Origin of the sequence: Rhizobium sp. CRRU65 (assembly GCF_048551595.1) — a bacterium.
In the GTDB taxonomy this organism is placed as follows: Bacteria; Pseudomonadota; Alphaproteobacteria; order Rhizobiales; family Rhizobiaceae; genus Rhizobium; species Rhizobium leguminosarum_J.
On the sequence record NZ_JBLYZH010000002.1, the window covers coordinates 184,273 to 197,752 of the forward strand.

13 protein-coding genes are annotated in these 13,480 nt (G+C 60.1%); 7 read left to right on the forward strand and 6 right to left on the reverse strand.

The annotated features are described in order from the left end of the window. Nucleotides 1-64: 64 nt before the first annotated feature. From ACM5SV_RS04125 to ACM5SV_RS04145, 5 genes are all read right to left on the reverse strand, one after another. A complete protein-coding gene (locus ACM5SV_RS04125; RefSeq protein WP_017996517.1) occupies nucleotides 65-1,969 on the reverse strand; it encodes an ABC transporter substrate-binding protein in 1,905 nt (634 codons plus the stop codon). Nucleotides 1,970-2,172: 203 nt separating this feature from the next. Continuing rightward, the gene (locus ACM5SV_RS04130) at nucleotides 2,173-3,681 is read right to left on the reverse strand and encodes an alpha-N-arabinofuranosidase (protein WP_003554061.1); all 1,509 of its coding nucleotides are present in this window, start codon (nucleotides 3,679-3,681) and stop codon (nucleotides 2,173-2,175) included. 210 nt (nucleotides 3,682-3,891) lie between these two features. Next, nucleotides 3,892-4,818: an ArsR/SmtB family transcription factor gene (locus ACM5SV_RS04135; RefSeq protein ID WP_017996516.1), complete on the reverse strand. Its 927-nt coding sequence runs from the start codon at nucleotides 4,816-4,818 to the stop codon at nucleotides 3,892-3,894. A 112-nt stretch (nucleotides 4,819-4,930) separates the two neighbouring features. Next, a complete protein-coding gene (locus tag ACM5SV_RS04140; protein ID WP_409565780.1) occupies nucleotides 4,931-5,101 on the reverse strand; it encodes a hypothetical protein in 171 nt (56 codons plus the stop codon). Continuing rightward, the gene (locus ACM5SV_RS04145) at nucleotides 5,098-5,856 is read right to left on the reverse strand and encodes an IclR family transcriptional regulator (RefSeq protein WP_003554058.1); all 759 of its coding nucleotides are present in this window, start codon (nucleotides 5,854-5,856) and stop codon (nucleotides 5,098-5,100) included. Before ACM5SV_RS04145 ends, ACM5SV_RS04140 begins: the two co-directional genes overlap by 4 nt. A gap of 157 nt (nucleotides 5,857-6,013) precedes the next feature. On the opposite strand from ACM5SV_RS04145, the gene ACM5SV_RS04150 reads away from it, so the two are divergent. From ACM5SV_RS04150 to ACM5SV_RS04165, 4 genes are all read left to right on the forward strand, one after another. Further along, nucleotides 6,014-6,721 carry a 3-oxoacid CoA-transferase subunit A gene (locus ACM5SV_RS04150; RefSeq protein WP_003554056.1) on the forward strand — a complete coding sequence of 236 codons (708 nt, stop codon included), beginning with the start codon at nucleotides 6,014-6,016 and terminating at the stop codon, nucleotides 6,719-6,721. Further along, nucleotides 6,718-7,422 (forward strand): 3-oxoacid CoA-transferase subunit B, encoded by a 705-nt coding sequence (locus tag ACM5SV_RS04155; protein ID WP_003554054.1) that lies wholly within the window; start codon nucleotides 6,718-6,720, stop codon nucleotides 7,420-7,422. The genes ACM5SV_RS04150 and ACM5SV_RS04155 overlap by 4 nt, the downstream gene beginning before the upstream one ends. A gap of 9 nt (nucleotides 7,423-7,431) precedes the next feature. Next, nucleotides 7,432-8,637, forward strand: a complete 1,206-nt coding sequence (gene pcaF / locus ACM5SV_RS04160) for a 3-oxoadipyl-CoA thiolase (RefSeq protein WP_128407606.1) — start codon at nucleotides 7,432-7,434, stop codon at nucleotides 8,635-8,637. A gap of 76 nt (nucleotides 8,638-8,713) precedes the next feature. Next, nucleotides 8,714-9,196: a GNAT family N-acetyltransferase gene (locus tag ACM5SV_RS04165; RefSeq protein WP_003554050.1), complete on the forward strand. Its 483-nt coding sequence runs from the start codon at nucleotides 8,714-8,716 to the stop codon at nucleotides 9,194-9,196. Here ACM5SV_RS04165 and ACM5SV_RS04170 read toward each other — a convergent pair whose 3' ends face one another. Further along, on the reverse strand, nucleotides 9,197-10,105 hold the full coding sequence (locus tag ACM5SV_RS04170; protein WP_003554047.1) for a LysR family transcriptional regulator: 909 nt from the start codon (nucleotides 10,103-10,105) through the stop codon (nucleotides 9,197-9,199). A gap of 245 nt (nucleotides 10,106-10,350) precedes the next feature. Between ACM5SV_RS04170 and ACM5SV_RS04175 the strand changes: the two genes are divergently transcribed. The 3 genes from ACM5SV_RS04175 to ACM5SV_RS04185 are packed head-to-tail and all read left to right on the forward strand — an operon-like array spanning nucleotide 10,351 to nucleotide 13,462. After that, complete coding sequence (locus tag ACM5SV_RS04175; protein WP_003554044.1) at nucleotides 10,351-11,643, forward strand: ABC transporter substrate-binding protein; 1,293 nt, start codon at nucleotides 10,351-10,353, stop codon at nucleotides 11,641-11,643. 2 nt (nucleotides 11,644-11,645) lie between these two features. Further along, complete coding sequence (locus ACM5SV_RS04180) at nucleotides 11,646-12,608, forward strand: carbohydrate ABC transporter permease (protein WP_419425069.1); 963 nt, start codon at nucleotides 11,646-11,648, stop codon at nucleotides 12,606-12,608. Then, a complete protein-coding gene (locus tag ACM5SV_RS04185) occupies nucleotides 12,605-13,462 on the forward strand; it encodes a carbohydrate ABC transporter permease (RefSeq protein ID WP_003554040.1) in 858 nt (285 codons plus the stop codon). Before ACM5SV_RS04180 ends, ACM5SV_RS04185 begins: the two co-directional genes overlap by 4 nt. The last annotated feature ends 18 nt before the right edge of the window (nucleotides 13,463-13,480 follow it).

Below are 13,480 nucleotides of genomic sequence, written 5' to 3' on the forward strand. Positions count from 1 at the left end.
GGACATGCCACATGCCCGTCGATTAGGGGGCCGGCGCGCAACACTCGCGCCGGCGTTGGGAGGATTATTTCGGTTGTGCCGGCTTCAGCTTGACCATCATCAGCCTGGAGTTGGCCCAATTCGGCACCGGATCGGTATAGGGATCAGCGATCGTCGGATAACCGGTCCAATAGGTCGTATCCATCGAGGTGAAGACGTTATACGACATCAGCGGGATCGTCGGCATTTCGCGGGCGACCAGCTTCAGATAATCCTTGCCGAGCTCGACGCCCTTCGGATCGTCGGCGCTGATGCCGCGAATGCTTTCGATGATCTTGTCGAGCTCCGGATTGCTCCAGCGCTGCCAGTTGCGCGGCGGCTGATTGTCACCCTTCTTGGCCACGAACTGCGAATGCCAGCTGTCCAGGAAGAACGACAGGTCGGGATCGCCGCCCCAGGTCTCGACGCTCCAGGCGATCGCAACCTGGAAATCGCCGGGCTGTAGCGCCGTCTGCCAAAGTTTCGCGGCCGGCACGGCTTTGGCGTCGATGCCGAATGCGGCCCATTGCTGTGCGATCAACGTCCCGGCGCGGGTGAAGACCGAGCGTGTGTCGCCTTCCACCGTCATCCGGATCTTGAAGGGCTGTCCATCAGGGGTCAGCCATTTGCCGCCGGATTTCTTGAAGCCTGCCTTCTCCAGCAGTTCGCCGGCAGCCTTCGGATCCGGTTTCCACCAGCCATAGCCGAAGGCACCGCTGATCGCCTCCGGGTCGGTCGGGATCTGGTCCTTGAACTTCGGCTGCTTGCGCAGGATATCGGCGATCTGTTGCCCGACCGTCGGGTCATAAGGCTTGATCTTGCTCTTGCCGGTATCGATCTCGAAATTCTTCAGCCAATCCTGCATCGGCGCCTGGTAGTCCTTCATCGTGGCCGCCGTCGGCGGCACGCCGAGCGCCGAAAGCGTCGCTGCCCCGCGATAGCTCGCCATATCCACCGCCTTGATGTCGATCAGCAGGGCAAGCGCCCAGCGTACATCGGCATTGTCGAAGGGCGGATTCTGGGTGTTGAAGATCACGGCCGGAAGCGTCGGGTCCGGATGGGCGAAGGGGAAACCCGGGAACCAGGTTTCGATCGTCTTGGATTTTTCCTTCAGCGTGAACATGCCCTCGGGCGTGTTGTCGTGAATGATATCGAGATTGTGCTCGAGCTGAGCGATGGTGCGTTTATCCGGCGGGCCGGGATCGGCATAGGTCACATATTTCGGAGCCGGCTCGCCGAAGCGGGCAAGCGATGTCCGCTGCCAGTCGTCGCGCTTCTCCCAGGTATACCACTTGCCCTGGGGGTCGTAGGACTTGAGCTTGTAGGCGCCGAGCGAAACGGGATTGGCGAAATCATAACGAAGCGGATCTTCGACTTTCTCGAAAACATGCTTGGGCATGATCCAGGCGCCGTTCCAGCGAACGGTGAAGATGGCATGGAAGCGCGAATTGGGCTTCTTTAGCTTGAACACCACAGTCGAGGGGTCGGTCGCCTCGACGCTTGCCACCTGCACCGAGAAGGCAGCACTCCAGACCATTCCGGGGTGATCCATCTGCGTCTTCACGGTATAGACCACGTCGTCTGCCGTGAACTCCACGCCATCGCTCCAGAAGAGCCCCTTGCGCAGTTTCACGGTCATCTCGGTAAAGTCGGCATTGTATTGCGGCTTGTCGGCAGCCAGAGAATTGTCCCAGGTCGCGCCGCCAAGCCCTTGTTCGGGGTCGATATACCAGAGCGTATCCATGGTCAGCTGCTGCAGGCCGGTCGATACGCCGCCGCCGCCATTGACCCAGATGTTGAACCAGCCGGGATTTTTGATCGTCCCTTCCGGATTTTCGACGATGAGCGTCTCCTTGCGCGGCAAGGAGGTGTAGTCATCGGCCTTGGCCGTCGCTGTCAGGCCGAGTGCGGCCAGCGCGACGCCAAATGCGAGCCTCTTCCACTGTTGCATGAACTCCTCCCTAGAAAGCGACGATACGGCGGCCGCAAAGGCACGCATGGGCACGTCGCGGTTGTCGGTTCGCAGAAGCGTCAGGACTTGAACAATCAGGTCCGGGACCTCAGTGAACCATCTCTCCGGCTCCCTGCCTCCTCGCAGCGAGCCGAATATTTTCAGCCGGGGCGTGCCCCCAATGGGCTACCCGGCGGTAGCTGTCACACCGACAGCCGGATGACGTTGTAGGAGAACGGTTTCAGCGCCGCCCGCAGGCGTCCATCCTCGATCTTTCCACTCTCGACGTTGACGGGGGCGACCGTCTTCGGCCGCACCGCCGTATTGACGGCTTCCAGGTCGCCGTGGGTCATCTCCACCTGCTCGACCACCCGGGCATTTCCGAAGCCTTCCAGTCGCACATCGAGATCGAGCGCCGTGCTCGGATGGCGGTTGACGGCAAAGAAGGTCAGCGTCTTGCCGTCTTCGGAATGGACTGCCGATACGTCGAGATAGGGGACGTCGTTCTCCTCGTCGCTGTCATAGGTCGGGCCATCGACGACCAGCTGCAGTGCCGTTCCACGGCCATATCTGGAGGCGTAATAGAACGGGTAATAGATGGTCTGGCGCCACGCCGCACCGCCGTCCTCGGTCATGATCGGGGCAATGACGTTGACGAGCTGCGCGATGCAGGCGATGCGCACCCGGTCGGAACGTCGGATGAAGGTGTTGAGGATGCCGCCGACCTGCAGCACGTCTTCGAAATTATAGATGTCTTCCAAGAGATGCGGCGCATCCGGCCATTCGTCGCGCGCCAGGATCTCCTTGTCCTGCTGGTTGGAATGATACCAGACATTCCATTCGTCGAAGGAAATGCCGATCGTCTTCTTCGAGCGTTTTTTCGCCTTGATGTAGTCGATCACGCCGCCGATCGTGGTGATGTAGCGGTCGAGCTTCGTCGCGCGGGCAAGATAGTTGAGGGTATTTTTCTCGCGGTTGGCAAAATACATATGCAGCGAGATATGGTCGGCGCTGTCATAGCACTGCTCGAGGACCTGGGCTTCCCACTCGGGATAAGTCTTCATGTCGGAATTGGACGAGCCGCAGACCACGAGCTCAAGCGACTTGTCGAAGCCGCGCATGGCTTTGGCCGTCTCATCCGCCAGCCGGCCATATTCATAGGCCGACTTGTGGCCGACCTGCCAGGGGCCATCCATCTCGTTGCCGAGGCACCACAATTTGACATCGTGCGGATTAGACCAGCCGTGCTTGCGGCGCAGATCCGACCAGTAGGTGCCGCCGGGATGATTGCAATATTCGAGGAAATTGCGAGCCGCATCCAGGCCGCGTGATCCGAGATTGACGGCGAGCATCGGCTTGGTATTTGCCTTCTTGCACCAGTCGACGAATTCATTGACGCCGATCTGGTTGGCTTCGCGGGTGCGCCAGGCAAGGTCGAGGCGCACCGGGCGCTCGGCACGCGGGCCGACGCCGTCTTCCCAATTATAGGCCGAGACGAAGTTGCCTCCGGGATAGCGGCAATAGGGCGTGTCGAGATCACGGACGAGATCAAGGACATCCTGGCGGAATCCGTCCTCATCGGCCGTCGGGTGACCGGGTTCATAAATGCCCCCGTAGATCGCCCTGCCGAGATGCTCTAGAAATGAACTGTAGAGCCTGGAATCAATGGTCGCGATGCGGAAATCGCGGTGAACCACAACGTTCGTCTTCAACGGATCCTCCCGTTTATGTATCAGATATTTTGTTTTCTTGCCTCTAACTTGATATCAGGAATGTTGTTGTGTCAACCAAGTTGCGACTTTAATCATACTAATATGGAGTTCAGAAAAAATTGTTTAATTACAGTTATTTGGGCGCCTTTATCGGCAACCGGAACCGGAAAGAAACGTAATATTTAAATCAAGATTTCCGATTTTTATTTTTCAGACATGCAGTCGCATGATGATATCGCGCCCGTGATTTCCGAAGCTACGCCCGAAAATATTCACGCCGCCAGTATGACCGGCATTTTCGGCGATGCCGACCCGCAGCCGGATCGAGGAGTGCTGGGCAAGCGCGAGGTCGCTGAGCGTGACATTCGAGGCGGCGATACCGTCGATGAAGGTCCCGCGGGTGGAAATCCGCCAGGTCTTCATCATCCCATATTGCGAGCCTTCGAGCTTCCACCATGCCGGCGTGAAGGCGCCGCGCTTGTCGCCGTAGTCGCCGGGCGACGTCCAGGTGCCGATGGCCATGCCGTTGACCCAGAGCGTTATGTCGGACGGCCAGTCCGGATTGGTGCCAGGCACCTCAGACGACAACTCCAGCGAAAACTCGATGGCGCGGATATCCTTGTTTAACACCTTAGCATTGTTGGGGAATTTATATTCCACATAACCCCGGCCGAACCAGACGAGCCCGGCCTGCATGCGCTGCGGGTCGAGAAAATAGTCGGGAACATCGAGCGGGCCGATGACGCTCTCGGTGGAGCAAAGACCACACGGCGCATGGACGTCACAGCTGGTGTAGAGCCCGACCGGCATCTCGACTTCGATGATATTGTTGGCCCTTTGGGCCGCACTTTCCTCGAAACTGATCAGAATTTCGCTGTAGATCGCCGAGCAGATCTTCTGGTTTCCCTTGCGGGCCTTCGTCAACTGCGAATCGACAAGCCGGGCGTCTTCCAAAATCTGGATCCCGGTGGCGACAGTCGATTGAGGAAGAGAAAGGGCACGTGCGATATCGTTGATATTCATCGGCCCTTTGGCGCAAAGCAACTTGAGCATCTCGAGTCGCGCCGGTGCCGAAAGCGCGCGTATCGCATCATTATTCTCGCCAGCGGCAATCGTCAAAAACGAGCGTTCCATCATTCCTCCACTATTTCCGCTGAAGTGATGTATATCGGAAATTATGATACATCAAGTGGGAGTGCTTGGGTCTCGGCTGATTTTAGATGGTTCAGAATTCTGCGATGCGAGGGACTTAGAGATCCTTCCACGGATTGATGATCTGCAAGCCGAGCCCCTCGAAATCAGACGCATTGCGCGTTGCGAGTGGAGCGCCGCGCGAGACGGCGACGGCTGCGTTCTGCGCATCGAACTGGCGTTGCGGGGTGCGGGGAGCCCGAGGGAAGCCGAGATTGCGGTGGCTCACCGGCGCAGCAGCGGCCGCAACGCGGCCTGTGTTTCCTTCAGCAGCGGCAGATAGCGCTCCTTCATCTCGGCCGCCGGGACGAGGGCGGCCGGCGCGCCGATATTGATCGCCGCGACCGTTTCGCCGCGGTCGTTGTCGACAGGCACCGCGATAGAGCAGAGGCCGATCTCCAGCTCCTGATCGATGATGGCGTAACCGTCAGTGCGGACCCGGCGGAATTCGGTGATGAGGTCCTCCGGATCGGTCTTCGTATTCGGCGTGTTTTGCTTCAGCTCGCTGCGGGCGAGGATGGCGCGCGCCTCGCTCTCGCTAAGGGCTGCGAGCAGCACGCGCCCCATCGAGGCGCAGTAGGCGGGCAGGCGGCTGCCGGGGGTGAGGTTGATCGACATGACGCGGCGTTGCGAGGCGCGGGCGATATAGACGATGTCGGTGCCATCGAGCACCGAGGCCGAGGCGCTCTGGCCGGCCTTTTCCGAGAGAAGATCGAGATGCGGCTGCAGCAGCGCCGGCAGCGGCGTCGCTGCGAGATAGGCATGGCCAAGCCGCAGGATCTTCGGCGTCAGCGTGAAGAACTTGCCGTCATAATCGGCATATCCGAGCTCGGCGAGCGTCAGCAGCGAGCGGCGCACAGTGGCGCGGTCGAGCTCCGTCAGCTTGGCGGCCTCGGCGATGGAAAGCCGCTGTCGCGTTTCGCCGAAAGCTTCGATCACCTTCAGGCCGCGGGCAAAGCCACTGACGAAATCCGTTTCGCGCATGGGTCCAGTCTCCAATGGATTCATCTCAATTTGTGCGATATATGAACAAATGTCAAATATCGCACAAATACGTTGCCGCTTGGCCCGCGGCACTTTATGTCTACGCCAGAGGACGGGATGGGAGTTCCCCGACCGAGTAGCCAAGGAGAGGTCACGCATGGACAAGACAGTCGGGAGCACGGCGGAAGCCGTCTCTGAGATCGGTGATGGCGCGACCGTCATGATCGGTGGTTTTGGTGGCTCGGGCGCCCCGATCGAGCTCATTCATGCCTTGATCGACAAGGGCTCCAAGAACCTCACCGTGATCAACAACAATGCCGGCAACGGGCGCATCGGCATTGCAGCGATGATCGATGCCGGCATGGTCAGAAAGATGATCTGCTCATTCCCGCGTTCGTCGGATCCGCGCGCCTTCACGGATAAATATCTGGCCGGCGAAATTGAGCTCGAGCTGGTGCCGCAGGGAACGCTTGCCGAGCGCATCCGCGCCGGCGGAGCCGGCATCCCGGCTTTCTATACGCCGACCGCCTACGGCACCGAACTGGCCAACGGCAAGGTCATCGCCGAATTCGATGGCCGCCACTATGTGCAGGAGCGCTGGCTGAAGGCCGACTTCGCGATCGTCAAGGCTGCGATCGGCGATATCCAGGGCAACCTCACCTACAACAAGGCCGGCCGCAACTTCAATCCGCTGATGTGCATGGCAGCTGCGAAGACCATCGTCCAGGTGTCATCGATCGTGCCGGCCGGCGGCATCGATCCCGAGCAGGTGGTGACACCAGGCATCTTCGTCGACCGCGTCGTCACTGTTTCCAATCCCCAGCAGGAAGAAGAGCTCATTCGAGCCGGAGTGGCCTACGTATGACCATCAACACCCGCCCCATCAACACCCGCGAAGACATCAAGCTTTCCAATGCGCAGATCGCCTGGCGCGCCGCGCAGGATATTGCCGACGGCGCCTATGTGAACCTCGGCATCGGCTTTCCCGAAATGGTCGCCCGCTATCAGCCCCCCGGCCGTCAGGCGATCTTCCACACCGAAAACGGCATCCTGAACTTCGGCGAGCCGCCGGCGGCAGGCGAGGAGGATTGGGACCTGATCAATGCTGGCAAGAAGGCGGTAACGCTGAAGCCGGGTGCCGCCTTCTTCCATCACGCCGACAGCTTCGCGATGGTGCGCGGCGGCCATCTCGACGTCGCGATCCTCGGCGCCTATCAGGTTGCCCAGAGCGGCGACCTTGCCAACTGGCGGGTGGGCAGCAAAGGCGTGCCGGCCGTCGGCGGCGCCATGGACCTGGTGCACGGCGCCAAGCAGGTCTGCGTCATTACCGAGCACGTCACTAAGACAGGCGAGCCGAAACTGGTGGAGACATGCACCTTCCCGCTGACCGGCGTTGCCTGCATCACCCGCGTCTATACCAGCCACGCCGTCGTCGACATCGTCAACGGACGTTTCGTCCTGCGCGAGAAACTGGCCGCGATGTCGCAGGAGGAATTGCAGGCGATGACCGGTGCGCCGCTGCACGTCGAAGGGCCGGTTGCCGACCTTGTCGTCCCGAAACTCTGAGGAAAAGCCATGACCGAAGCCTTTATCTGCGACTATATCAGAACGCCGATCGGCCGTTTCGCCGGCTCGCTCTCCCAGGTGCGGGCCGACGATCTCGGTGCCATCCCGCTGAAGGCACTGATGCAACGAAATGCCGCCGTCGATTGGGAAGCCGTCGACGATGTGATCTTCGGCTGCGCCAACCAGGCGGGTGAGGACAACCGCAATGTTGCGCGCATGTCGGCTCTGCTCGCCGGCCTGCCGATCGCCGTCCCCGGCACGACGATCAACCGGCTCTGCGGCTCCGGCATGGATGCGGTGATCACGGCCGCACGCGCCATCCGCGCGGGCGAAGCCGAGCTGATGATCGCTGGTGGCGTCGAGAGCATGTCACGCGCGCCGTTCGTCATGCCGAAGGCCGAGACGGCCTTTTCACGGGCCGCCGAAATCCATGACACGACGATCGGCTGGCGCTTCGTCAACCCGCTGATGAAGAAGCAGTACGGCGTCGATTCCATGCCGGAGACTGGCGAGAATGTCGCCGAGGACTATCATGTCAGCCGCGAGGATCAGGATGCCTTCGCGGTGCGAAGCCAGGCGAAGGCCGCCGCCGCCCAGGCGAACGGACGGTTGGCGAAGGAGATCACCCCGGTGACCATCTCGCAGCGCAAGGGCGATCCTGTTATCGTCGACAAGGACGAGCATCCGCGCGCAACCACGATCGAAACGCTGGCGAAACTCGCGACACCTTTCAAAAAAGAAGGCGGCACGGTGACAGCAGGCAATGCCTCCGGCGTCAATGACGGGGCGGCGGCGCTGATCGTCGCTTCGGAAGCGGCGGCGCGGAAATACGGCCTGACGCCGATCGCCCGCATCCTCGGCGGCGCGGCTGCCGCCGTTCCGCCAAGGGTGATGGGCGTCGGGCCGATCCCGGCCTCGCGCAAGCTGATGGCACGGCTCGGCATGACCGCGGATCAGTTCGACGTGATCGAACTCAACGAGGCCTTTGCCAGCCAGGGGCTGGCGGTGCTGCGCGCGCTCGGCATTGCCGATGATGATGCGCGGGTGAACCGCAATGGCGGCGCGATCGCGCTCGGCCATCCGCTTGGCATGTCGGGTGCACGCATCACCGGCACGGCTGCCCTCGAGCTTTTGCAGACCGGCGGACAATATTCGCTGTCGACCATGTGCATCGGCGTCGGGCAGGGGATTGCGATAGCACTTGAAAGGGTTTGAGGCCGGGACGCTTCCAGCTTTCGCCGGAGGCTGCCGACCCGTTGCGCGGCGTGCCCGGTTTCGTTAGAGATCGGGCATGCTGATCCGACCCGCAGACAAGAACGATCGAAGCGCCATCTGGAGGATCATCGGTCCGACGATCCGCGCCGGCGAAACCTATGCGCTCGATCGCGATTTGAGCGAAGCTGATGCGCTGGCCTACTGGATGGGACCGGACCGCGAGACCTTCGTCGCCGAAGCGGATGGCGTGATCCTCGGCACCTATTACATCAAGGCCAATCAGGCAGGTGGCGGCCGGCATGTCTGCAACTGCGGTTACATGACCGATGCTGCAGCAAGCGGCCGCGGCGTCGCTCGGCTGATGCATGTGAATTCCCTGGAGCATGCCCGCGCCAGCGGCTTTCGGGCGATGCAGTTCAACTTCGTCGTCAGCAGCAACGAACGCGCGGTCGCGCTGTGGCAATCTCTCGGCTTCGATATCGTCGGCCGGCTCCCGGGCGTCTTTCTTCATCCGACGCAGGGCTATGTCGACGCATTGGTGATGTTTCGCACGCTTTGATCACGCAGTTTCAGGAAGCGAGAATTCGGGCAACGCCAACAACGGCATCGAACCACGCACCAAACGCAGGAAATCGCGGACCGGAGATTTTTCGAGCGCGCGCGGAAAGTAGATTGCGCCCGATTCCTGTACGCGGCCGTGGTCCTGGAACATCACCGGTCTGATCCCGAACCCATCGAACAATTTCGCAAAGCCGCTGGAGGCGGCCATCACCAGCGGCGAACCCTGCATGATCAACAGAGCCTGCAACATGGAGTCCACACGAACCGCAAAATCCCGGGTCTGACGCTCGAGTTGACCAGGCCCTTCATCATCTCCGTAACCGGGGCTGATCCAGCGCTGACGCAGAAGATCATCGAGGGTGACGGTCGCCGCTTTGGCCAGGTGATGATCCTTGTGGCAGTAGATGTAGGTCGCCTGTCTTGCCAGCGTTTCGAACTCGACTTGCATGACGGCTTCATATTTGTAGGAGAGCGTTCCGAAGACGAGATCGTAGACGCCGTGCCGCATCCCTTCGAAACGTGTACCGTCATCGGCGATCTCGACGTGGACGACGACACCCGGATGCGTCCGGCTGAAGGCTTTTATGATCCCCGGCAATATGACGAGCCCCCAAAGATCGCCGGTGGCTATGCGAATAACGGCCTTGGCGCGGCCCTGAAGATGTTCGATCTCTTCTTTCGCTTCATCGAGCGCCGGCAATATCCGCACCGCCCGGCTATAAAGGGCTGAACCGTAAACGCTCAATTCGACGCCGGCGCCGGTCCTGTTGAACAGCGGAACGCCGTAGCTGTCTTCGAGTTGCCGGATAGCCCGGGAAAGCGCCGGCTGCGAAATATTCAGCTTCTTGGCGGCACGCGAGATCGATCGCTGGTTTGCCACTTCGACGAATTGGCGTAGCTCCCGCATCCGTCTCCCTCCCTATGCGACTTATGCATAACATATAGCATGTTTGCATTTGACCTCAGCACCATCTGCGCCACATTGTACACAACAATAGTAGACTAATTCGAGCGTGCCAAGAGCTGCGAAAGCCCCTCATGAAAGGGAATTTCGCGCCGATGAGCACGTTCTCGACGGACGCTCTACACAGAAGAATAAGCCTTCGACAAGGAAATCGGGGCGCGGGATGGGGATAGAAGGAGGAGGAACCGATGTTTAAAAATGGCATAGGCCGGCAGTTGATTTTCGCCGCGACGACGGCGGCGTCGATGATTTTTGCGGTCGCTCCATCGGCGGCGCAGGACAAGGTCCAGCTGACGTTTCGTCAATTCGATCCCCCGACCGAAATTCAAGGCCTGATTGCCGCCGTCGAGGCCTGGAACTCTAGTCATCCCGATGTCCAGGTCAAATTGGAGACGATGTCGGGCGGCGACACGCTTGCCCAGTTGGCGCGCGAAATTCCCGCCGGTGCGGGACCGGATGTTCAGCAGCTGGCTTTCGTGTGGACGCGTGATCTCGCGCGATCAAAGCTGCTCCTCGATCTTAGCCCTCTCATCCAATCGAATGCGCCGGGAGCCGGCACCGACGATTTTCTGGCTCTCGACCTCGCCACCCTCGATGGCAAAATCTTCGGCCTGCCATGGACGGCGGATACATTCTCGATGGCCTATCGCCCGGATCTCCTGCAGGCAGCAGGTGTCTCGAACTTTCCCGATAGCTGGGACGATCTTGCGGCAGCTGCCAAGAAGTTGACCACCGAAGGTGGTGGGACCGAACAATACGGTTTCTGCTTCCCCGCAGGCAGCGCACCCGACAGCGGCATGTGGACGCTGGTAAATTATTACCTCTGGAGCAACGGCTCGACCTTGGTCACGGAGGAAAGCCCGGGGAAATGGAAGGTGGCGGTGACGCCGGAGCAACTGGCGGCGGCGATGAACTATTTCAACCAGTTTTTCGTGGACGGAACGGCGCCCGAAAACCTCATCACCGTGAATGCCTGGGGCGATCCCGAGCTGATCGGCGGGCTCGGCCGAGGCGACTGCGCGATCACTTTCTTTCCGCCGCAAACCTTCAGGGCCGCCGAGAAACAATCTGAAAAGCCGCTGCTGACCGCACCGATCCCGAAAGGGACGGAAAAGCGCATCTCCCATCTTGGCGGACGTGCGCTGGGCATCAATCCCAACACCAAGCATCAGAAGGAGGCCTGGGAGTTCGTCAAATATCTGGTCGGCCCAGAGACCTTCAAAACCTACAACCAATATCCCTCGCAGAAGTCGCTGCTTTCACAGCTCCAGTTTCCGCCGGCCGAACAGGGCTATGTAACGATGCTTCCGTTGGCGCAGACCTTCGAGCGCTACATCTCGTCCCCGATCAAGGTGTCGAGCATGACAGCGCTCATCAATCGTGAGTTCGGCGCCGTATTCTCCGGGCAGCGCAACCCTGATGAGGCTGCGGATGTCATCATCAAGGAGCTCAACGACTTGCTTGCCCGCGGCAAGGGCTGATGATGTCTGTTTCCGCAAACCCGGACGGCGCGCTGGCCAAGCGCGCCGAAAGACGAGGATCATTCCGGAGTTGGCATTTCGAGCCTTATGGCCTGGTCATGCCGGCGATGCTCATCCTGGCAATCTTTTTTGCCGGCCCGGCATTCTACAATATCGCGCTCAGCTTTCAGGATCTTAGCCTTTTCGATCTGGGAAAGGAGGGTCGGTGGGTCGGCTTTGCCAACTTCGCCGCCGTCCTCAAGAATGATGGAATTGCCGGCGCCTTATTCAACACCGCTTTCCTGCTGACATTCGTGACGGTCGTCATTCGATTGGCACTCGGACTTGCGCTGGCGATCCTTCTCAACGCCGAGGTCTTCGCCAGATGGCGCATCGGCTGGCTCGTCCGGTCGCTGGTGCTTGTCCCCTTCGTAACGCCGCCGGTCGTCGCCGTCGCCGCCTGGAAGTGGCTGCTCGATCCCCGCTATGGCGCGGTCAACCAGTTTCTCCTGTCGACGGGGCTCATCGACAGGGGAATTCCGTTCCTTTCCAGGACGTCGACGGTCTGGGGCGCGGTCGAAACGATGTTGATCTGGCGCGAGCTTCCTTTCGTCATCATCACCTTTCTCGCGGCGCTGCAGTCGATTCCGAGGGAACTCAGGGAAGCGGCCCGCATCGACGGCGCGTCCGAGTTTCAGATCCATTTGCGCATCATCCTGCCGATGCTGAAGCCCGTGATCGCGGTCGTCGCGCTGCTGACGACGATCTGGACCTTCAACAATTTCGTCTACGTCTGGCTCGCCACCCGAGGAGGACCGGGCGACTACACCCAGGTTCTGGCAACGAAAATGTATACGGTCTCGTTTGTCGACTATCGCGTCGGCGAGGGTGCCGCCATCGGCGTTCTCATGAGCCTGATGATGTTCGCCTTCGCGCTCGTCTATCTCGGGATTCTCTCCCGCGGGAAACGGGGAGCGTCGTCATGAATGTTTCGATGACGCATAAAGCGCGGCATATCAGGTTCGCCAGGGACCTGATCACCGTCATTCTGGGTATCGGCCTGCTGCTGATTTTGGCGTTCCCCTTCATTTGGGTGGTTCTGATTTCCTTCCGCCCGGACAAGGAAATCTTCACCCGGACGTTTCAGCTGTTCACCAGCGTCACCCTGGAAAACTACTACACCCTCCTTCAGAATTCGCCGTTCCCGAACTACCTCAGAAACAGCCTCGTCGTCTGCACAATCTCGACTGTCGCGGCCGTGACCATCGCGCTGATCACCGCCTATGGTTTTTCGCGCAACCGCGATTTCCGCGGCCGCGGCCTGTTGCTGATCCTGGTGATCTGCACGCAGCTATTTCCCTACGTGATCCTGATCACGCCGCTTTATTCGATGTTTTTCGCCGTCGGGCTGATCAACAATCCGCTGAGCCTGGTTCTGTCCTATACGGCCATGAACCTGCCATTCGCCATCTATCTGCTTCTCGGCTACCTCGACACAATTCCCCAGGATCTCGACGAGGCAGCCAAGCTCGACGGCGCCTCCACGATCCAGATCATCTTCAAGGTCATTTTGCCGATCGCCTGGCCGGGTGTGGTGACGGTCGCGGTCAACGCCTTCGTGTCGGGGTGGGATGAATTTCTGTTTGCCCTGACACTGATGACAGCGGACGAAAACAAGACCGTGCCGGTCGGGCTGGCCGGCTTCTTCGGCGAATACACCACCCAATGGAATCTGGTGATGACGGCATCGGTGATTTCGACGCTGCCCACGCTTGTCCTTTTCATGCTGCTTCAACGAAAGCTGGTCTCCGATCTCGCGGCCGGTGCGGTGAAGCTGTAGCGGCGTGAAAGCCTCGAA

Bases quoted from the DNA above. Each gene is read 5' to 3' on its own strand.
- ACM5SV_RS04125 (WP_017996517.1), bottom strand. From the start codon at position 1,969: ATGCAACAGTGGAAGAGGCTCGCATTTGGCGTCGCGCTGGCCGCACTC.
- ACM5SV_RS04135 (WP_017996516.1), bottom strand. From the start codon at position 4,818: ATGATGGAACGCTCGTTTTTGACGATTGCCGCTGGCGAGAATAATGAT.
- ACM5SV_RS04145 (WP_003554058.1), bottom strand. From the start codon at position 5,856: ATGCGCGAAACGGATTTCGTCAGTGGCTTTGCCCGCGGCCTGAAGGTG.
- ACM5SV_RS04150 (WP_003554056.1), top strand. From the start codon at position 6,014: ATGGACAAGACAGTCGGGAGCACGGCGGAAGCCGTCTCTGAGATCGGT.
- ACM5SV_RS04155 (WP_003554054.1), top strand. From the start codon at position 6,718: ATGACCATCAACACCCGCCCCATCAACACCCGCGAAGACATCAAGCTT.
- pcaF (WP_128407606.1), top strand. From the start codon at position 7,432: ATGACCGAAGCCTTTATCTGCGACTATATCAGAACGCCGATCGGCCGT.
- ACM5SV_RS04165 (WP_003554050.1), top strand. From the start codon at position 8,714: ATGCTGATCCGACCCGCAGACAAGAACGATCGAAGCGCCATCTGGAGG.
- ACM5SV_RS04170 (WP_003554047.1), bottom strand. From the start codon at position 10,105: ATGCGGGAGCTACGCCAATTCGTCGAAGTGGCAAACCAGCGATCGATC.
- ACM5SV_RS04175 (WP_003554044.1), top strand. From the start codon at position 10,351: ATGTTTAAAAATGGCATAGGCCGGCAGTTGATTTTCGCCGCGACGACG.
- ACM5SV_RS04180 (WP_419425069.1), top strand. From the start codon at position 11,646: ATGTCTGTTTCCGCAAACCCGGACGGCGCGCTGGCCAAGCGCGCCGAA.
- ACM5SV_RS04185 (WP_003554040.1), top strand. From the start codon at position 12,605: ATGAATGTTTCGATGACGCATAAAGCGCGGCATATCAGGTTCGCCAGG.